The sequence below is a fragment of the Paenibacillus amylolyticus genome, assembly GCF_036894225.1.
GTDB classification, from domain to species: domain Bacteria; phylum Bacillota; class Bacilli; order Paenibacillales; family Paenibacillaceae; genus Paenibacillus; species Paenibacillus amylolyticus.
On sequence record NZ_CP145892.1, the window covers coordinates 6,148,646 to 6,168,468 of the forward strand.

Annotated in this window: 15 protein-coding genes; 2 read left to right on the forward strand and 13 right to left on the reverse strand. The window is 46.8% G+C overall.

Features of this window, described 5'->3' with window-relative positions; all coding sequences use genetic code 11:
• Nucleotides 1–18 precede the first annotated feature (18 nt).
• From argH to argC, 7 genes are all read right to left on the reverse strand, one after another.
• Nucleotides 19–1,422, reverse strand: a complete 1,404-nt coding sequence (gene argH, locus V6668_RS27195) for an argininosuccinate lyase (RefSeq protein ID WP_036612430.1) — start codon at nucleotides 1,420–1,422, stop codon at nucleotides 19–21.
• Between the two features lie 107 nt (nucleotides 1,423–1,529).
• A complete protein-coding gene (locus V6668_RS27200; RefSeq protein WP_017692004.1) occupies nucleotides 1,530–2,765 on the reverse strand; it encodes an argininosuccinate synthase in 1,236 nt (411 codons plus the stop codon).
• 325 nt (nucleotides 2,766–3,090) lie between these two features.
• Nucleotides 3,091–4,056, reverse strand: a complete 966-nt coding sequence (argF, locus tag V6668_RS27205; RefSeq protein ID WP_338707146.1) for an ornithine carbamoyltransferase — start codon at nucleotides 4,054–4,056, stop codon at nucleotides 3,091–3,093.
• 198 nt (nucleotides 4,057–4,254) lie between these two features.
• A complete protein-coding gene (locus V6668_RS27210; RefSeq protein ID WP_169479733.1) occupies nucleotides 4,255–5,508 on the reverse strand; it encodes an aspartate aminotransferase family protein in 1,254 nt (417 codons plus the stop codon).
• A gap of 354 nt (nucleotides 5,509–5,862) precedes the next feature.
• On the reverse strand, nucleotides 5,863–6,702 hold the full coding sequence (argB, locus tag V6668_RS27215; RefSeq protein WP_338707147.1) for an acetylglutamate kinase: 840 nt from the start codon (nucleotides 6,700–6,702) through the stop codon (nucleotides 5,863–5,865).
• A gap of 336 nt (nucleotides 6,703–7,038) precedes the next feature.
• A complete protein-coding gene (gene argJ / locus V6668_RS27220; protein WP_076328752.1) occupies nucleotides 7,039–8,277 on the reverse strand; it encodes a bifunctional glutamate N-acetyltransferase/amino-acid acetyltransferase ArgJ in 1,239 nt (412 codons plus the stop codon).
• A 130-nt stretch (nucleotides 8,278–8,407) separates the two neighbouring features.
• Complete coding sequence (argC, locus tag V6668_RS27225; RefSeq protein ID WP_076328751.1) at nucleotides 8,408–9,457, reverse strand: N-acetyl-gamma-glutamyl-phosphate reductase; 1,050 nt, start codon at nucleotides 9,455–9,457, stop codon at nucleotides 8,408–8,410.
• Between the two features lie 330 nt (nucleotides 9,458–9,787).
• Here argC and cls point away from each other — a divergent pair, with 330 nt between their 5' ends.
• Complete coding sequence (gene cls, locus V6668_RS27230; protein WP_338707148.1) at nucleotides 9,788–11,236, forward strand: cardiolipin synthase; 1,449 nt, start codon at nucleotides 9,788–9,790, stop codon at nucleotides 11,234–11,236.
• A gap of 133 nt (nucleotides 11,237–11,369) precedes the next feature.
• Here the strand turns inward: cls and V6668_RS27235 are convergent, their stop codons facing one another.
• From V6668_RS27235 to secA, 3 genes are all read right to left on the reverse strand, one after another.
• Nucleotides 11,370–12,278 carry a YitT family protein gene (locus tag V6668_RS27235; protein ID WP_338707149.1) on the reverse strand — a complete coding sequence of 303 codons (909 nt, stop codon included), beginning with the start codon at nucleotides 12,276–12,278 and terminating at the stop codon, nucleotides 11,370–11,372.
• A 132-nt stretch (nucleotides 12,279–12,410) separates the two neighbouring features.
• A protein-coding gene (prfB, locus tag V6668_RS27240; protein WP_101313559.1) for a peptide chain release factor 2 occupies nucleotides 12,411–13,524 on the reverse strand; the annotation gives its coding sequence in 2 pieces (ribosomal slippage) (nucleotides 12,411–13,451 and nucleotides 13,453–13,524; 1,113 coding nt in all).
• A 440-nt stretch (nucleotides 13,525–13,964) separates the two neighbouring features.
• Nucleotides 13,965–16,469, reverse strand: coding sequence for a preprotein translocase subunit SecA (gene secA, locus V6668_RS27245; protein WP_338707150.1), 2,505 nt, complete (start codon nucleotides 16,467–16,469; stop codon nucleotides 13,965–13,967).
• A gap of 88 nt (nucleotides 16,470–16,557) precedes the next feature.
• Between secA and V6668_RS27250 the strand changes: the two genes are divergently transcribed.
• A complete protein-coding gene (locus V6668_RS27250; RefSeq protein ID WP_338707151.1) occupies nucleotides 16,558–16,725 on the forward strand; it encodes a hypothetical protein in 168 nt (55 codons plus the stop codon).
• A 532-nt stretch (nucleotides 16,726–17,257) separates the two neighbouring features.
• Here V6668_RS27250 and hpf read toward each other — a convergent pair.
• The 3 genes from hpf to V6668_RS27265 all read right to left on the reverse strand — a co-directional run bounded on the left by hpf (nucleotide 17,258) and on the right by V6668_RS27265 (nucleotide 19,820).
• Complete coding sequence (hpf, locus tag V6668_RS27255; RefSeq protein ID WP_338707152.1) at nucleotides 17,258–17,824, reverse strand: ribosome hibernation-promoting factor, HPF/YfiA family; 567 nt, start codon at nucleotides 17,822–17,824, stop codon at nucleotides 17,258–17,260.
• 421 nt (nucleotides 17,825–18,245) lie between these two features.
• Nucleotides 18,246–18,443 carry a cold shock domain-containing protein gene (locus tag V6668_RS27260; protein WP_024631599.1) on the reverse strand — a complete coding sequence of 66 codons (198 nt, stop codon included), beginning with the start codon at nucleotides 18,441–18,443 and terminating at the stop codon, nucleotides 18,246–18,248.
• A gap of 192 nt (nucleotides 18,444–18,635) precedes the next feature.
• Nucleotides 18,636–19,820 (reverse strand): DegT/DnrJ/EryC1/StrS family aminotransferase, encoded by a 1,185-nt coding sequence (locus V6668_RS27265; protein ID WP_338707153.1) that lies wholly within the window; start codon nucleotides 19,818–19,820, stop codon nucleotides 18,636–18,638.
• Between the last annotated feature and the right edge of the window lie 3 nt (nucleotides 19,821–19,823).

Genomic DNA, 19,823 nt, shown 5'->3' on the forward strand with positions numbered 1-19,823 from the left:
CTTATAGTAGCGGTGGTATTAACCGCGGTTCGTAATCCATTGCTCGGTGATCTCCAGTACCTTCTCACTGCGTCCAATCGCTTCAGCGACTTGACCCGAAGCAGTTCCGCCGTAAACATTACGAGCGTTAACTACCGCTTCCGGTTGCAGCACATCATAGATCCGGTCATCAAACAGTGGTGAGAACTGACGGAATTCATCAATCGTCAGATCCAGCAAATACTTGCTGTTCTGGATGCAGTACAGTACCGTTTTACCAATCACTTCATGCGCCTGACGGAAAGGCAAGCCTTCGCCCACGAGGAAGTCGGCAATATCCGTAGCGTTGGAGAAATCCTGGTTGACCGCTTGACGCATGCGATCCTTGTTCACTGTCATTGTCGCGATCATTGGAGCAAACAGTTGCAGTGCACCCTCCAGCGTCGCTACTGTATCAAACATGCCTTCTTTGTCTTCCTGCATGTCTTTGTTGTATGCCAGCGGAAGAGATTTCAGTACTGTCAGCAAACCGATCAGGTTACCGTACACACGTCCTGTTTTACCACGAACGAGTTCAGGAACGTCTGGGTTTTTCTTCTGAGGCATAATGCTGCTGCCTGTACAGAACGCATCGTCCAGTTCAACGAATCCAAACTCTGTGCTGCTCCACAGGACCAACTCTTCACTCAGACGGGACAAGTGAGTCATGATCAGCGAAGCGGCTGCCAGGAACTCAACGATAAAGTCACGGTCGCTTACTGCGTCCAGACTGTTCTCGTAAACCCCATCAAAGCCCAGTTGTTCCGCCACAAAATGACGGTCAATCGGGAATGTTGTGCCCGCGAGCGCACCTGCGCCCAGTGGCAGGATGTTAATGCGTTTGTAGCTGTCCATTAGACGCTCGGCATCCCGTTGGAACATGGATACATACGCCATCAGGTGATGAGCGAACAGGATCGGCTGTGCCCGTTGAAGATGCGTATAACCCGGTACAATCGTATCGAGGTTATCTTTCGCTTGTCCAATCAGTGCTTCCTGCAAGGAATGCAGCATGCCTACAAATCCAACCACGCGTTCGCGCAGGTATAGGTGCATATCCGTTGCTACCTGGTCATTCCGGCTACGGCCTGTATGTAATTTGCCGCCTACAGGGCCAATCGTCTCGATCAGGTTTTTCTCAATATTCATGTGGATGTCTTCATCCGATACGGAGAATTCCACTTCGCCCGCACGGATTTTGTGCAGAACGGTGATCAATCCTTCTTTGATGGTCTCTACATCTTCCGCTGGCAGAATGCCGCATTTGCCCAGCATCGTTACATGAGCCAGACTTCCTTGAATATCTTCCTCAGCCAAAGCCTTGTCAAAATTGATCGATGCCGTATATTCCTCAACCAAATGATTGGTTTGTTTTGTAAAACGTCCTCCCCACAGCTTGCTCACGGTGAGTACTCCCCTTTCGCTCATGGACAAAGCCGCTCCTGCCAGATGTGCAAGAACGGCCTGCCTTGTCATTTATATTGATATAGCTCTATAGATGCAGGTTGAAATTAGTTTTTGTTTTGCTCCACGCCGGAGTTTACTTTCAAACGCAGTGCATTCAGGCGGATAAAGCCTGTTGCATCACCTTGATCGTAGGCTTGCGTTGGATCAGCTTCCATCGTTGCGATGTCCGGATTGTAGAGGCTGACAGGACTTTTCACGCCTGCGCCGATGATGTTGCCTTTATACAGTTTCACACGAACTGTACCTGTAACGTTCTTCTGGCTTTCAGTCACCAGTGCTTGCAGCGCCAGACGTTCCGGTGCGAACCAGAAGCCGTTGTAAACGAGTGTGCTGTAACGTGTGATCAGGCTATCACGCAGGTTCATCACTTCACGGTCCATCGTGATGGACTCCATTTTGCGATGTGCGGTGAACAAGATTGTTCCACCTGGTGTTTCGTATACGCCACGGCTCTTCATACCAACAAAACGGTTCTCAACCATATCTACACGGCCAATACCATGTTTGCCACCCAGCTCGTTCAGTTGCTCCATCACTTGCAGTGGGCTCAAGCGCTCACCGTTCAGTGCAACACAGTCACCTTGTTCGAATTCCAGTTCAACATATTCCGCTTGATCTGGTGCATCTTCAGGTGCACTGCTCAGCAGGAACATGTCTTTGTTCTCGTCCGCGCTTGGATCGAACCAAGGATCTTCGAGCACACCGCTCTCATAGCTGATATGCAGCAAGTTACGGTCTGTGGAGTATGGTTTAGCCGCAGAAGCGGTTACCGGAATACCATGTTTCTCAGCGTACGCGATCATCTCGGCACGTCCCGGGAATTGGTTACGGAATTCTTCCAGACGCCAAGGTGCAATTACGTTAATGTCTGGTGTCAGTGCAGCCGCGTTCAACTCAAACCGAACTTGGTCATTTCCTTTACCTGTAGCGCCGTGAGCGATGGCTGTAGCACCTTCTGCACGAGCGATGTCCACCATACGTTTAGCGATCAGTGGACGAGCAATACTTGTGCCAAGCAGGTATTGTCCTTCATAGAGGGCACCTGCCTGGAACATCGGATAAATGAAATCTTTTGCGAATTCATCGCGTAGATCGTCGATGTATACTTTGGAAGCGCCTGTTGCCAGTGCTTTTTCCTCCAAACCGTCCAATTCATCCTTTTGTCCAATATCCGCTGTGAAAGCGATAATCTCTGCATCATATGTTTCTTTCAACCATTTCAAAATTACAGATGTGTCCAACCCGCCTGAATATGCGAGTACAATTTTTTCCTTAGCCATGTTCGATGGTCCTCCCCAAGATCAGTTAAGTTAAACAGAGCCTTCATACACTGAATCCTACGAGCCAGAAAATCCTTCCGATCACTGTTATCCCCAGATTTTTTTCATCCCTTTATGACAAAGGGTAAAATCCGGGGATAGCCTATGCTTCCGATGCAGCTTTCTTTCAAAAAGCTTTCAGGTGCACGCTTCGCTTCTTCAGGCTTTTTCTGTCTCTCCGTGTTTGTGTATGCTTCTTATTTAATTAACTTTTTAAAGTACATTATAGATGAATCTATCATCGCGAAATCTGCGCCTAAAATCAACCCATAAAGGCAAATAGCATCTATTCGCTCATTAATGCAGCCATTAAGGCTTTCTGTGCATGCAAGCGATTCTCCGCCTGATCAAAGATCAGGGAGTTCGGTCCGTCAATTACACCGGCACTCACTTCTTCGCCGCGGTGTGCTGGCAGACAATGCAAGAACATGTAGTCCGCCTTCGCGCCTTTCATCAGTTCCTCGTCCACTTGATATGCCGCAAATGCCTGCTCCCGAATCTTCTGCTCTTCTTCAAAGCCCATGCTCGCCCATACATCCGTATACACGATATCTGCATCTTTCGCAGCTTCCTGTGCACTGTAGGTTACAGTCACTTCAGAACCGCTCTCCTGTGCGATAATGCGTGCCTGCTCCACAACTGCGCTATCCGGCTCATAACCTTCTGGCGTTGCTACAGCAACATGCATACCCATCTTCGCTGCACCGAGCATCAGGGAGTGTGCCATGTTGTTGCCATCTCCGATGTAGGCCATTTTCAGACCTGCCAGCTTGCCTTTGTGCTCCAGCACCGTTTGGAAGTCTGCCAGTACCTGACAAGGATGCGCTGCATCGCTCAGGCCGTTAATAACTGGAACATCCGCATGCTCTGCCAGTTCAGTTACATTATGGTGTCCAAAGGTACGGATCATGATGCCGTCCAGGTAACGGGACAATACTTTGGCTGTATCATGTGTTGTTTCCCCGCGACCCAGCTGGATATCATTTTTGCTCAGGAAGAGCGCGTGTCCGCCCAATTGGAACATACCCACTTCAAAGGATACACGCGTACGTGTGGATGATTTTTCAAAAATAAGTCCGATCGTTTTGCCTTTCAACGGTTGAAAAGGTACACCGCTTTTTTGTTTGCCTTTAATCTCAATTGCGAGATCAAGCAGATAACGAATTTCCTCTGCTGTGTAGTCCGTGAATTCGATAAAATCCCGGCCTCTCAGATCAATCTTCTGAATCTTTTCCGTCTGTTGTGCTGTCATGTATAATGTCCTCCTTATTTCCGGTTCCCTGCACCCGCATGGGCAGAAGAGAGAGCACATTGACACTTTGTCTTGGTGCTTCTCAAGTTTATTCTTTTCCGCCTTCTGCAAGTTCACCGCGCGGCTACAGGGATTCATCATCTCGTTCTGCTTCGAGGCCGGGAATGGCCCCGAGACAGAAAGGTTATCATTTTTATGTTAGGCTTTCGCCGCTACGTGCTCTTCGATCAATGTGGCTACCAAGGATACCGCCTCGTCAATCTCTTCTTTGCTCACATACAGGTTTGGAAGCAAACGAATCACATTAGGTCCTGCAGAGACGAACAAAATACCGCGTTTTTGCCCAGCAAGCACAATATCACCTACCGGCTCAGCACATTCGATGCCGACCAACAATCCCAAGCCACGAACTTCCTTCACAAAGGAATTACCCGCTAAACGATTCCGCAGGGAGCTCATCAGGTATTCACCCATCTCCGCTGCACGCTCTGGCAAGCGATCTTCCAGCATCGTTTCAATTGTTGCTATCACAACGGATGAAGCAAGTGGTGTTCCGCCAAATGTTGTCGCATGGCTACCTGGCGTGAACGCATCCCGCAGGAAACCTTTACCCAGCATTGCGCCTACAGGGAAACCACTGCCGATACCTTTGGCAACGGTGAACACGTCTGGCTCAATGCCATAATGTTCGTGTGCGAATAGTTTGCCTGTACGTCCCATTCCGGTCTGTACTTCATCAACAATGAGCAACAACCCATGCTCGTCACACAATTTCCGTACATGTTTGACGAATTCCGGCTCAACCGGATATACACCACCCTCGGCCTGAACCATTTCCAGCATAATAGCTGCTGTGTTGGGTCCAATTGCCGCTTCAAGGGCAGGGATATCATGCAAAGGTACAGTTACAAATCCGGCTGGCAATGGCAAAAATCCTTCTTTCACCTTATCCTGTCCGGTTGCTGTCAGTGTAGCGAGTGTCCGTCCATGGAAGGACTGAGCAAATGTGATCACTTCATAGCGATCTGTACCCTTCACCTTCTGGTGATAACGACGTGCTACTTTAATAGCTGCTTCGTTCGCTTCGGCTCCACTGTTACAGAAAAACACTGCGTCAGCACATGTATTGGCTGTCAGCAATGCTGCTGCTTTCTCCTGGCCCGGAATCTGGAACAGGTTGGACACATGCCACAACTCATCAATCTGAGCTTTCAGCTTGGCTCCAACTTTCTCCGGTGCATGGCCCAGGCTAGTTACAGCGAGTCCGCACATGAAATCGAGATAACGGTTGCCCTGGTCATCCCACAACCAGCTGCCTTTACCTTTGACCAGACTGATTGGATAACGTGCATACGTTTGGAAAAGCGAGCTTTCCGTCTGTGCCGCTGCACCTGTTGCTGTTGCGCCCGCTACCGCTGTGCCAGAACCTGGCTGTTCGTTGCCTTTTGCCATGACCCTATCACTCCTTATTGGTTGGTACACGCCTAAGGTGAATAAACATAACACTAGACCACTTCGATTGCAGTCCATCTTCCGAACGTATGCATACTTCCACTTCGATGACAGAACAACCTTCTGATCGCTGTTATCCCCGGATTTCTTTGATAAATTTTCTGAAGGTTGAAATCCGGGGATAAAGGCGCACGCTTCGCTTCTTCAGGTTATTTCTGTCCTCTCCGTTCTTGCGTCTTTTCTTCAGATTGGCTCTGCACTCTTCCGTTATCGCGTTATGCCCATTCACAAAAAAATCGTGCACATATTTTTTTATTTAAATAAGACTATTAAGACCCTAGCGTATCAAGCAAATTATTGCATACGGATGATTCTTGTTCCGATGATTTCTCCGCTGAGCACTCGGCTCAGGATTTGGGGTTCGCTGCCGTCTACGATGACGACCTCACGTACTTGGCCATGAATACATGCAATTGCTGCACGTACTTTGGGAATCATACCGCCATAGATTTCTCCGGTCTGGATCATGTCCTCAATCTCTTGTACAGATACGGATGGCAGTACTTTTTTCTCGCCGCCTACGTTCTTCATGATGCCTGGAACGTCGGTCACGACAATCATCCGACTTACGCCGAGATGAGACGCCACTGCACCGGCAGCTGTATCTGCATTTATGTTATAGCGTTGTCCAGTTGCATCTACGCCAACTGGTGCGATAACTGGCATGTATCCCATGTTCACGATGCCTTGGATAATCTCTGCGTTCACACCAGTGACATCGCCTACCCAACCGATCTCTGCGTGGTTTGTAACAGGTTTAGCCTGAATCAGACCACCGTCCACGCCAGACAAGCCTAGTGCACGACCGCCCACACGCTGAATCAGGCGCACGATCTGCTTGTTGATACTGCCTGCAAGCACCATCTCCACTACGTCCAGCACAGGTTCAGTCGTTTTGCGTAGGCCATTAACGAATTCGGTTTCGATACTAAGCTTCGCCAGGTTATCCGAGATCGCAGGACCTCCACCATGCACGATTACCGGTTGCGTGCCCTGAGACTGCAAATCACGCAGATCCGCAAAGAAAGACTCGGGCAATGCTGCCAGCGTGCTGCCTCCACATTTCATGACAAACATCTGTTTCTCTGTGCTCGCTTCCGTTGCGGTACTCTCGTTTGGCATTGTTGAATTCATGAGGGCAAGCTCCTATCATAGTAAAAATTATATTCAAAAAAATATAACACTTTTATAAGGTCATAAAGGCTGGTAGGAGTCCATTCCGAATTCGGATTGTTCTTTCGATCGCTGTTGTCTCTAGGTTTCTTGAATTATCCCTATATAGGGGAACACCCGGAGACAAAGGCGACCGCTCCGCTTCTGCAGAATCAATTCCGTCTTCTCCATTACTATCGCTATATGTCCAACACCAAACAACAAGTTTAAATTTCATTGATAATTTTTGAAACATCTCACGAAACAGCTTCACAATAGAAGACAGCTGTTTCGTAAAACCTTTACCCCAAAGGTTTATTACGTGCGGTATGCGGCGTTAATTCGGACGTAGTCATACGTCAGGTCGCAGCCCCAGGCTGTAGCCGTCCCTTCGCCGTGGTGCAGATCCACCACAATGCGAACTGTATCAGTCTGCAAATAGGCCAAGGCCGCTTCTTCGTCAAACACGACCGGGCGGGACTGTGCGAGTACGGAGATATCTCCCAAACGAATATCTACCGTATCCGGGTTCACCGGCTGTCCTGCACGCCCTACGGCTGCAATAATCCGTCCCCAGTTGGCGTCAGCGCCGAACATGGCTGATTTCACCAGACTGGACCCGATGACGGTTTTGGCAATTGCTTGCGCGGATTCATCACTTACCGCACCTGTAACTTCTACCTCGACCAGTTTGGTTGCTCCTTCACCATCGCGAGCAATGGCTTTGGCCAGCACTTGGCATACATAGGTGAATCCAGCTGCAAAAGCGTCCCAATCCGGGTGCTCCATCGTCAGCTCTTCATTGCCTGCATAACCACTGGACATCGCTACCAGCATGTCGTTTGTACTTGTATCCCCATCAACGGTAATCATGTTAAATGTATGATTGGTTGCCTGGCGCAGCAAGCGCTGCAACGCTTCTGCACCAATGACCGCGTCAGAGGTCATGAAAGCGAGCATTGTCGCCATATTCGGATGAATCATACCCGAGCCTTTGGCGGCTCCCGCAATCGTAACCGTCTTACCGTTAACTATAACGGAGACGCAAGCTTCCTTTTTTACCAAATCGGTTGTCAGAATCGCTTGTGAAAATTGCTCCGCCTCATTCGACTCCTTGCCCATATGCGCTGGAAGACCAGTAATGCCTGAATGTACAGCATCCATTTTGAGCAATTCACCAATGACACCTGTGGATGCCACAGCCACGTCTTCTTCTGCCACACCCAACTCACGAGCAGCCGCCGAACGCATCGCATAAGCATCTTCTTCCCCTTGTTGCCCTGTACATGCATTGGCATTACCACTGTTAACGATAACAGCCTGAAGGCGTCCGTTGCTCAAGCTTTCGCGCGTTACTTTGAGTGGTGCCGCCTGAAACACGTTCGTCGTGTATACAGCAGCAGCTGTAGCCGGTACATCACAACGGATCGCTCCAATGTCATTACGAGATGTCTTTTTCAATCCGCAGTGAAGTCCACCAGCAGTGAATCCCCCAGGGGTTACAATTGTTCCGTTCTCAACCACGGTAAAAGTCTGTTGCTCCACATTCGTTCCCATATCATATCCCCCGTATGCGTTCAGCTATATGCTGATGATCCGCCTGCTTAACCCGATCCGTTCTCCCTAAGTGACTCCGAGAAAGCACTTTACACCGAATGTCCCAGTGCTCCTCCTGAATTCCAATCCCTTATGGATATACCGGTGTCATGTTCAGCCCGAGGTTCTCCTCCCATCCCATCATCAGGTTCATATTTTGAATCGCTTGCCCGGAAGCACCCTTCACCAGGTTGTCGATGACCGAAATAATCGTTAAACGCCCTGTGCGAGAATCCACCGCAAATCCGATATCACAATAGTTGGATCCGTACACTTCCTTGGTCGAAGGCCAGATGCCCGGTTCACGTACACGTACAAAAGGTCGGTTCTCATAATATTTGCGGTACAAATCCACGATCTCCCGGTCGCTGTGTTCCCCAACGAGGTTTGCATACATCGTACTCATAATTCCACGTGTCATTGGCACCAGATGTGTTGTAAAGGTAACCGTTACAGGCGTTCCCGTTATACTGCCAAGCACTTGTTCGATCTCGGGAATATGTTGATGTTTATTCAGTTTGTAGGCTTTGAGATTCTCATTCATCTCTGCATAATGATTTGTCAGACTTGTTCCACGTCCCGCTCCGGATACGCCTGATTTAGCATCAATTATAATAGTAGAAGGATCAATCCAGCCTGCCTCTACAGCAGGGATCAGTCCAAGAAGTGTAGCCGTTGGATAACAACCTGGGTTGGATATAAAATTCTGTCCCTTCACTTCTTCGCCATACACCTCAGCCATGCCGTATACTGCTTGTTCCAGCAAATCAGCTGAAGGCGCCGGATGTTTGTACCACTCTTCGTACACTGTTCCATCCTTAAGTCTGAAATCGCCAGACAGGTCAATCACCTTAAGTCCTGCTGCCAGCAGGCTTGGTACGAGCTTAGCACTTACGCCGGACGGGGTCGCTGTGAATACCAGATCCGCACGACTCGCAATTTCAGCCGGATCTACACCGTCGAGTGGCCTGTGAATCACGCCCGTCAAATGCGGAAATCCATCTGCGATGGACTCACCACTGCTCGATGATGAGATCACCGATGTGATTTCAACCAGCGGATGGTTCTGGAAAAAACGAATCAGCTCCACCCCGCCGTAGCCGGTGGAACCGACGATTGCTACTTTTAATTTGTTATTCACTCTCGCTCCCCCAATCTCGATGTATGCGCTACTTGTGCTATGTCCTTGTCTGAAGGATACTTGAACACAGCAATTCCGTCGCTTATATGCATATTTGTGTATTATTATACGACTCTGGTTATATAAATACAACACTCTATCATCAATTTCACATGGATTTCCATCCAATCCGAACATATCTTTTTTTCTCATCCGGGACGAATAGGTATACATCTGTTAAAATACGTATTAGTAGGAAACATTACAATCAGGGTCTCATTCATAACTAACCTGCTACCAAGGACATATGAATAGATTCATGATGGTCATTATGAGACGTGGGGGACTATAGTGCATATCGAATCCATTTTACTTATTGTACTCCTTGGCCTGAATATTATTTTTGCGGCAGCAGTCGTTTTCTTCGAACGGAAGGATGCCAGCGCTTCATGGGCTTGGCTGCTCGTCTTGAACTTTATTCCGGTGTTTGGGTTTGTACTTTATCTTTTAACCGGTCAGAACCTGACCCGATACCGGCTTTTCCAGTGGAAGGAACGTAAGAAGCTCGGGCTAGAGGAACGTATTGAAGCCCAGCTCACGCAGTTGCACGATAACCGCACACCTTTCCGCAACCAAGCAACCGAGACTAGCCAGGACATGATCTATATGAACCTGAAGCAGAACGGTGCTCTGGTGACGGAAGATAATGCGGTCGAGATCATTACGGATGGAACAGATAAATTCCAGCGGCTCTTGGATGACATCGAAGCGGCTCAGGATCATGTGCACGTACAATACTACATTTATAGAGGCGACCGTCTGGGCAAAAGAATTCGAGATGCACTCATCCGCAAAGCGCGGGAAGGCATCAAAGTTCGTTTGCTGTATGACGCGCTCGGATCACGGCGGGTATCAAAACGTTTTTTCAAAGAATTGCGCGAAGCAGGCGGTTTGGTTGAAGTCTTTTTCCCCTCCAAATTCAGTCTGATCAACTTGCGTATGAACTACCGGAACCACCGTAAGATTGTCATCATTGATGGTAACCTGGGGTACACAGGCGGGTTTAACGTTGGAGATGAGTATCTTGGCTTGAACTCCAAATTCGGTTACTGGCGTGACACACATCTGCGTATTCAGGGGAATGCCGTTCATGCGCTGCAGACCCGTTTTCTCCTAGATTGGAATGAAGCGTCCAAGCAACACGACACACCTTATGTTCCGGCGCATTTCCCTCATATTGAGGGCACAGGAAAGATTGCCATGCAGATTGTCTCCAGTGGACCTGATGCAGAGACCGAGCATATCAAGAACAGTTACCTTAAGATGATTAACGGGGCCAAACATTCGATTCTGATTCAAACTCCTTATTTTATCCCGGATGCCAGTGTATTCGAAGCTATTCGTCTCGCGTGTCTGTCCGGCATTGATGTTCGCATCATGATTCCAAATAAACCCGACCATGCCTTTGTATATTGGGCTACGTTATCTTATATTGGTGAGTTGTTGAAAGTGGGCGCCAAAGTATTTATATATGATAATGGCTTCATTCATGCCAAAACACTTATCATTGACAGTTTGGTTGCATCCGTGGGAACCGCCAATATTGACTACCGCAGTTTCCGGTTAAACTTTGAGGTTAACGCCTTTATGTATGATGAAGCGATTGCGACAGCACTTGTACAAACCTTTGAGCACGACCTGCATGTATCGCGGGAAATGACGCTCGATGAATACCAAAAACGCAGTTTCATTATCCGCTTCAAAGAAGCCATTTCCCGTCTGCTATCTCCGATTTTGTAGCGGTCAATATTTATAGTAAAAAAACAGGCACATCCTCTCCCGTCATTTCGGAGAAAAGATGTACCTGTTTTTTTCTTGTCTTGAACTTCCAAACGTATGAGCCTACGGGCTCAATCACTAGTTTTCAACCCTTTCACACATGTTCTCCCCGCTTAAAACCTTCGCCAAGCACTTCGTGCGCGTTACTGATAATGACAAAAGCTCCCGGGTCCACAGACCGGATCAATGCCTTGAGTCTTGGCACTTCATTTTGCCCAACCACTACCATCAGTACGGTTCGTTGGTCGTCGGTGTAACCGCCTTTTGCCTCCAGCTTTGTTAATCCGCGATCCAAGTCATCCAGAATCACTTTGCTAATCGCTTCGGTCTGGTTGGAGATAATATAAGCCACCTTTGAAAAGCCCAGCCCCATCTCAACAGCATCGATCACTTTACCAGTAACATACAACCCAATCAGCGCATAGAGGGACTGCTCCAACGACAATACAAAAGCAGCCATAATAATAACCGTAGCATCCATGATGACTACACACAGCGAGTAACTCAATCCACTGTATTTCTGTACGATTCTGGCAAGAATGCTCATGCCACCTGTTGATCCTCTACCTCGGTATACAATTCCAATCCCTAAACCAACACCAATCCCACCATACAGTGAACCAAGTAGCGGATTCGTTGTTGGAATGGTCCAATCCTTCGTGAGATAAACTAACAGTGGCAGGACAATACTGCCCAATACCGAGCGAACACCATACTGCTTGCCAATGAGCAGGAAACCCGCAATCAAAAGTGGGATATTAATTGCCCATTGGGTATATGCCGGCTCCCAATTAAGCCATTCCTTGCCCAGAATTGATAACCCGGACACCCCACCCGAAGCGATCTGATTTGGTAATAAAAATAAATTAAAGGCCACTGCAATTAAAAACGAACCTACAATGATAGATACCGTATCCACGACGTTTCTCCATGGACCATTGAGTGGAATGAGGCTAGTTATCCTCTTTTTGCGATTATTGTGAAGTTGTGATCGTTGTTGCATGTTCTCGCGCTCTCCTTTTATGTGACTGATCAGTTGTTCGCTCATTTTTTCTATCCTATAAAATTATTCAAAAAAAAGCTCCCGTATACACCAGCATACGCCTACACGTATGGGTCCATACAGGAACTTATATTAATCGGTTTCTACTTTAATCTGGCTACGCAAATAACCATCGATGAATGCATCGAGGTCGCCGTCCATTACTGCCCCTGTATTTCCAGTCTCTACGCTTGTACGGTGATCCTTTACCATACTATAGGGATGGAACACATAGGAGCGAATCTGGCTACCCCATGAAATATCCGACTGATCTCCTCGGATTTCATCCAGCTGTTGTTTTTGCTCTTCAATTTTACGCTCATACAATTTCGAACGAAGCATCTTCATCGCCCGCTCACGGTTCTTGATCTGTGAACGTTCATTCTGACACGTTACAACTACACCTGTCGGAAGGTGGGTAATCCGCACGGCTGAGTCGGTGGTATTGATATGCTGTCCACCCGCGCCACTCGCACGGTAGGTATCAATCTTGAGATCCTCTGTTCGAATGTCCAATTCAATCGTATCATCAATCTCAGGAACCACATCACATGATACGAAGGACGTATGTCTACGGCCCGATGAGTCAAAAGGAGAGATCCGCACCAGTCGGTGTACACCCTTCTCGGCTTTCAGATAACCATAAGCATTGTGCCCCTTGATCGATAGCGTGACGCTCTTGATCCCCGCCTCATCTCCTGGCAGATAATCCAGCACCTCAACCTTGAAGCCACGCTTCTCGGACCAACGTGTGTACATCCGCAGTAACATTTGTCCCCAGTCCTGTGACTCGGTACCACCTGCGCCCGGATGAAGCTCTAGAATGGCATCCATCTTATCATACGGCTGGTTCAGGAGCAGCTGAAGTTCGAACTCTGCCACCTTGCTCACGATCGCTGTGACGCTTCTACCGATCTCTGCAGCGAGGTCTTCGTCGCCTTCCTCGTCAGCCAGTTCTACCATCATCACCGCATCATCATAATCCTGTTGGAGTTTGGTGTATTGATCCACAGATCCCTTCACCGCATTTAGCTCAGCGATTACGGATTGCGCCTTGTCACTGTCATCCCAGAAATCGGGGGCAGACATCTTCACTTCGAAGTTGCCAATCATCTCTTGCTTCAGATCTAAGTCAAAGAGACCCCCTAAGGTTGGTTAGTTTCTTGCCTATTTCACGCAGGTCATGCTTCACGTTTGGATCGATCATGTGCAATTCCTCTTTTCATTAAGATAAGCTCCCCGCATCCAGGGCATTCCTCCAGATCAAGTATCCGATGCGTTACCCTGGTGTTGAGACTACTGTTGTATCAGTATATCTCTTCCCCGTGATCATGGTCATATTATTATAACTATGCACCATTAATCGGTTTTGCATCCTTCACTTCATCCTATGGAATACCCGGCTGCAAGGAGCCATTCATGTCATGCTATCTAAGTTGACCTCATTCATGTTACACCTGTTACTCCGATTACAGCAGCATCTTCTGATCGCTCTTATCCCCAGATTTTCTTGATTCCCTCTTACAAGGGAAAAATCCGGGGATAAAGGCGAACGCTCCGCTTCTTCAGATTGCTTCTGCACTCTCCATTATGGTGTAAAATCAAGGTTCAACTTATTACACTATAGTGTATATAAAAACCATCGCTCTACTCTTGACCGTGGCAGTGTTTGAATTTCTTGCCACTACCGCATGGACATGGATCGTTACGTCCGATTTGGTCAGAAACCTTTACTGGACGTTTCTCAGCAGGTTCACCACTTGTCGAGATCTGACTTTCCTCAACAACCGCTTGACGCTCCTGATTGCTCTCGATCTGTGCTCTCATCACATAAGTCGCTACTTCTTCTTGAATCGAAGCGATCATTTGATGGAACATCTCGAAGCCTTCGAACTGGTACTCACGCAGTGGATCTGTACCGCCGTAGGCACGAAGGTGGATACCTTGACGCAATTGATCCATTGCATCAATATGATCCATCCACTTGCTGTCTACTGCACGGAGCACAACCACTTTCTCGAACTCACGAACCATCTCTTCGCCAATTCGCTCTTCACGTGCATTGTACTTGTTCTGAACTTTCGTGAACAGGAACTCGATGATCTCTTCTGCTTCCTTACCCCACAGATCATCTTTAGTTATGGAACCATCGTCCAGCAATTTGCTGTTCATGTAATCAGCAACTTCCTGCAGCTCCCAGTTCTCTGGAATATCATCACTGCAATGTGCTTCAACGATACGTTCAATGGAAGGTTTGATCATATCCATAACGATTTGTTTGATATTTTCGGACTCCAGTACCTCACGGCGCTGTTTATATATAATTTCACGTTGTTGGTTCATAACATCATCATATTGCAGAACGACTTTACGCACGTCAAAGTTGTTACCTTCAACACGCTTCTGCGCTGATTCTACTGCACGGGTAATCATCCGGCTCTCGATCGGTTGGTCTTCTTCAAAACCAAGGCGCTCCATCATGTTCAATACATTGTCTGCACCGAAACGTCTCATCAATTCATCGCCCAGTGACAGGTAGAATTGTGTTGAACCCGGGTCACCTTGACGTCCCGCACGACCACGCAGCTGATTATCAATCCGGCGTGATTCGTGACGCTCAGTACCGATGATATGAAGGCCGCCTACTTCAGCTACACCTTCACCCAAGATAATGTCCGTACCCCGTCCAGCCATGTTGGTTGCAATCGTTACTGCACCCGCTTGTCCAGCTCCTGTGATGATCTCTGCTTCTTCCGCGTGGTACTTGGCGTTCAGTACCTGGTGTTTGACACCACGGCGCTTAAGCATGTCAGACAGGCGTTCAGAGTTCTCAATGGACACTGTACCTACCAGAATCGGCTGATTCTTGCTGTGACGCGCCACGATCTCTTCTACAACGGCATTGAACTTGCCATCGATGCTCTTGTACACGACATCTGCCATGTCATCCCGTTTGTTTGGGCGGTTGGTTGGAATTTGCAGTACTTCGAGACCGTAGATTTTTTTAAACTCTTCTTCCTCGGTTTTCGCTGTACCCGTCATACCCGCAAGTTTACGGTACATCCGGAAATAGTTCTGGAAGGTAATCGTAGCAAGCGTCATGCTCTCGTTTTGTACTTCAATGCCTTCTTTGGCTTCAATCGCCTGGTGCAATCCATCACTGTAACGACGTCCAGACATCAGACGACCTGTGAATTCATCGACGATCATGACTTCCTCATCACTGACCACATAATCCACGTCACGACGCATGATTGCATTAGCTTTCAAGCCCTGTACAATGTGATGGTTGAGAGTTACATTGGCATGATCATACAAGTTCTCGATACCAAATGCTTTCTCTGCTTTTGCCACGCCCGCCTCAGTCAACGCTACGGATTTCACCTTAATGTCTACCGTAAAGTCTTCTTCCGGCACCAAACGTTTCACAAAACGATCTGCTGCATAGTACATATCCGTCGACTTCTGAGCTTGTCCAGAGATAATGAGTGGCGTACGCGCCTCATCGACCAAGATGGAGTCTACTTCATCAATGATACAGAAGAACAATGGACGTTGTACCATTTGCTCTTTGTAAAGCACCATGTTGTCACGCAGATAGTCAAAACCAAACTCATTGTTCGTTCCGTACGTAATATCACATGCATATGCATGTTGTTTCAACGCATGGTCCATACCGCTGAGGTTAACCCCAACCGTCATGCCCATGAACTCATAGATTTGTCCCATTTCCTGGCTATCCCGTTGTGCCAAATAGTCATTGACTGTGACCACGTGTACACCTTTGGACATTAACGCGTTCAGATATACCGGAAGTGTTCCTACCAGCGTTTTACCTTCACCCGTTTTCATCTCGGAAATACGGCCTTCATGCAGAGCGATACCGCCCAGCATCTGTACATCGTAGTGACGTTTGCCCAGTACACGACGTGATGCCTCACGTACAGTTGCAAATGCCTCTGGAAGAAGCTCATCTGTTGTTTCTCCCTTTTCAATACGAGCACGGTATTCGTCCGTTTTACCTTTCAGTTGTTCATCAGACAACGCCTGAAATTGTGGTTCCAGTTTATTGATCACATCGACCGTCTTCATCAGACGTTTAACATCACGTTCATTCATGTCGCCGAAGATCTTTTTGACAAGTCCTAGCATGGTATACCCCTTTCGTGCAAAACAGAATAGACCCCCTGTTGCCGCCACGCGACACCATCGGATGGATGTTGCATCCACTTGCCCGGGGGTGACAAACAATATAAAAAGTAATATGGATGAATCAACTCCAGGCTTGCCAAGGGTTCCTCATGAAGCTGATTCGGTATTCAAACGGATTCGGTTATTAAAAAGTAGCCGAAGCCCGAGCCTTGCGAATCATGTTCATGGTGCTGTGCCTGTCATTGATTATGATTAGCGATCATTCGTTGACAATTCCTCATCAGGACAATGATTCTCTTTGCATAAATTGTAACAGTTTGTAAGAGCCGCCGCAACACGCCACGGCACACTTCTTTGAACTTCTGAGACATATCAAACCGAGTTTAAGTGCAAAAAATCATAGTCGTTAGCGGAAGCGTCCGATTGTCATGTTTCGTTTTGCAGGATAGACAGCTCTGTCAACGAATTTTGATGGTAAATTTGGATGGAAATCTCAATATCCAGTTCTCGAATGTAGGTATACGAATATTTTCGTAAGCATCGGAATCTGGTGATAAACTTGTACCAATTATGATTATTCTTACTATCTATTAGACGCAGCAGCATAGGGAATAGTTTCACCATTTTATTTCCAAAGGTGATTTCCCAGCTTCTCTACGCACAAAAGAGCCCCATCCCCTAAGGGATGGAAGCTCTTGTTAAGTCCAATCCAGGAAACTACAGTCCCTGTCTTCATTATTATTAGATATTCATACGCATGTCCGTTCCGATGATCCTGTACGTTAAGATTAACCTTGTTCGATCAATCCGTACTTACCATCGTTCCGTTTGTAAACAACGCTAACTTCTTCACTGTCAATGTTGGAGAATACAAAGAAATTGTGACCAACCATGTTCATTTGGAGGATGGCCTCTTCCACGTCCATTGGTTTCAACATAAAGCGTTTCGTCCGTACGACTTCAAAATCATCGTCATCCGTGTCCGTATCCAGTTCAGCTGTAGTAGCTACAGTACCTGTTGGATCTTCAACGAAGAGTGTTTTCAGGCTACCTTCCTGGCGGAACTTACGGTTAATTTTTGTTTTGTGTTTGCGGATCTGACGTTCCAGCTTGTCCACCACGGAGTCAATGGATGCGTACATATCGTCGCTCTCATCCTCGGCGCGGAGCACAATGCCTTTCAAAGGGATCGTCACCTCTACCGTATGCAAACCTCTCGTCGTGCTCAATGTAACAGCACCGTCAGAGTTAAGGGGTGCATCGAAATACTTCTCGAGTCTACTCAACTTTTTGTCGACATAATCCTTCAAAGCATCAGTAACCTCGATTTGTTGACCTCGAATACTTAAATTCATAGGGCACTCCTCCTTTTTCCTTTGCCACTTCATTATAACACGAATGTAAGCGCCATGTAAAAACTCCCGGTGACCGAATAATGACATCTGTTCAAGCCACATCTGCCAACGTAGGCATAACGCCATATTTCGCGATATTTCATCATATTCAGCCATAATCGAATATTTACTTGGTATGAATTATTAGGCGCTTGATGATGTATTTAACCGTTTTTGGGCCAGCTCAATCTAATATGTAAAATGAACTTCAATCTATCTATTGAATCTATTAAATTCAATAGAAAAATGTTACTCGGATGATTCTCAAATCTCTAATCTATTGAAACAAAAAAAGACCCCGGAAAGTACCGGAGTCTGATGCTAGCGATAATTCAATTTGGTAACCATCTAACCATATATGTAGGTCGGATTGTCCGGATGATTATAATTTGATTACGTTAGCTGCTTGCGGTCCACGCGCGCCTTCGACGATGTCGAATTCTACGGATTGACCTTCTTCCAAAGTTTTGAATCCTTCGGATTGAATTGCGGAGAAATGTACGAATACGTCGCCGCCGTCTTCAGTCTCAATGAAACCGTAACCTTTTTCTGCGTTGAACCATTTTACTTTACCTTGCATGCACTAACATTCCCTTCGTCATCAAATGAAGTGAAGCTTTCGGCCTTAACCTCTGCCCACAATTCAGATAATACCATCCAAAGTTATCCATTGTCAATTGGAAACGTAAATGTTTTCTTGGAATTTTTTGTAGATTAATTGGGGATTTTGGGGAATGGTTAGATCTCTAAAATGTTAGGTTTGGAGAATCATTCACGAACCTTTCACAGAGAAACTGTCGTACTCGGTTTGAAAACCCGTCATCTTTTTAATTTGATCTATAACCAAGTATTGATTTTCCTCTCCCATATTGGTATCAGAAGGCAGACAAATCCCATGGTTAAATAACATTTTACTCACATCTTCATTATCGTAATGACAGTAATAATCGGTCCCCTCAAAAATCGGCTGCAGATGAAGTGGCTTCCACACAGGACGGGACTCAATATTGTTTTCTTCCAAATGATTAATGATTGATTCAATATTATCGTTTTGTTTATCGTTATAGACCAAAGCTGTTGTTAACCAACGCGTTGAATTTCCATAACTAGCTTCTGGCATAAAATTAAAACTACCACTATCAGAGAGACTTCTAAAGTATCGGTCAAAAATCGTTCTTTTCTGTTCAATTCGCTGGTTTAGTACTTGAAGCTGGCCACGTCCAATACCTGCGAGCACATTGCTCAACCGATAATTGTAACCAATCTGACTATGTTGATAATGCTTAGCTATGTCCCTTGCTTGAGTAGCATAATATTTTGCTTTATTCAAGCTCTCAACATCATCTGAAACAAGCATTCCACCACCTGAGGTGGTTATGATTTTATTACCGTTAAACGAGTACACGCCAAACTTACCAATCGTTCCGCTCATTCGCCCCTTATATGTAGCTCCAAGCGATTCAGCAGCATCTTCAATAATAGGCACACCGTACCCATCGCATATTTTTTTTAGTGAATCGTAGTCTGCGCTTTGCCCATACAAGTTCACTATAATGACCGCTCTTGGTTTTTGACCTTTATCTGCATAAACCTTCATGGCACGCTCCAGAGCCAGTGGAGACATATTCCAGCTACCAGGTTCAGAATCAATAAATACAGGCGTTGCTTTCTGGTATAAGATTGGATTGGCACTGGCAACAAAGGTCAAAGAAGAACAAAAAACAATGTCTCCTGCTTGTACATTAAGCAGAACTAAAGCCAAGTGGATAGCAGCTGTTCCGGAACTTAAAGCAACGGCTCCTGCACTACCAACATAATCAGCCAGTTCCTGTTCAAAAGCATCTACGTTGGGTCCGAGCGGTGCAACCCAGTTACTCGTAAATGCTTCATTGATATATCGTTGTTCCAACCCGCTCATATGGGGAGAGGCCAAATAAATACGATTACGCTCTGACATGTG

Bases quoted from the DNA above. Each gene is read 5' to 3' on its own strand.
- V6668_RS27235 (WP_338707149.1), bottom strand. From the start codon at position 12,278: ATGCAACAACGATCACAACTTCACAATAATCGCAAAAAGAGGATAACT.
- V6668_RS27200 (WP_017692004.1), bottom strand. From the start codon at position 2,765: ATGGCTAAGGAAAAAATTGTACTCGCATATTCAGGCGGGTTGGACACA.
- argJ (WP_076328752.1), bottom strand. From the start codon at position 8,277: ATGGGAACGAATGTGGAGCAACAGACTTTTACCGTGGTTGAGAACGGA.
- argF (WP_338707146.1), bottom strand. From the start codon at position 4,056: ATGACAGCACAACAGACGGAAAAGATTCAGAAGATTGATCTGAGAGGC.
- V6668_RS27265 (WP_338707153.1), bottom strand. From the start codon at position 19,820: ATGTCAGAGCGTAATCGTATTTATTTGGCCTCTCCCCATATGAGCGGG.
- V6668_RS27260 (WP_024631599.1), bottom strand. From the start codon at position 18,443: ATGCAAGGTAAAGTAAAATGGTTCAACGCAGAAAAAGGTTACGGTTTC.
- hpf (WP_338707152.1), bottom strand. From the start codon at position 17,824: ATGAATTTAAGTATTCGAGGTCAACAAATCGAGGTTACTGATGCTTTG.
- secA (WP_338707150.1), bottom strand. From the start codon at position 16,469: ATGCTAGGACTTGTCAAAAAGATCTTCGGCGACATGAATGAACGTGAT.
- argB (WP_338707147.1), bottom strand. From the start codon at position 6,702: ATGAATTCAACAATGCCAAACGAGAGTACCGCAACGGAAGCGAGCACA.
- V6668_RS27210 (WP_169479733.1), bottom strand. From the start codon at position 5,508: ATGGCAAAAGGCAACGAACAGCCAGGTTCTGGCACAGCGGTAGCGGGC.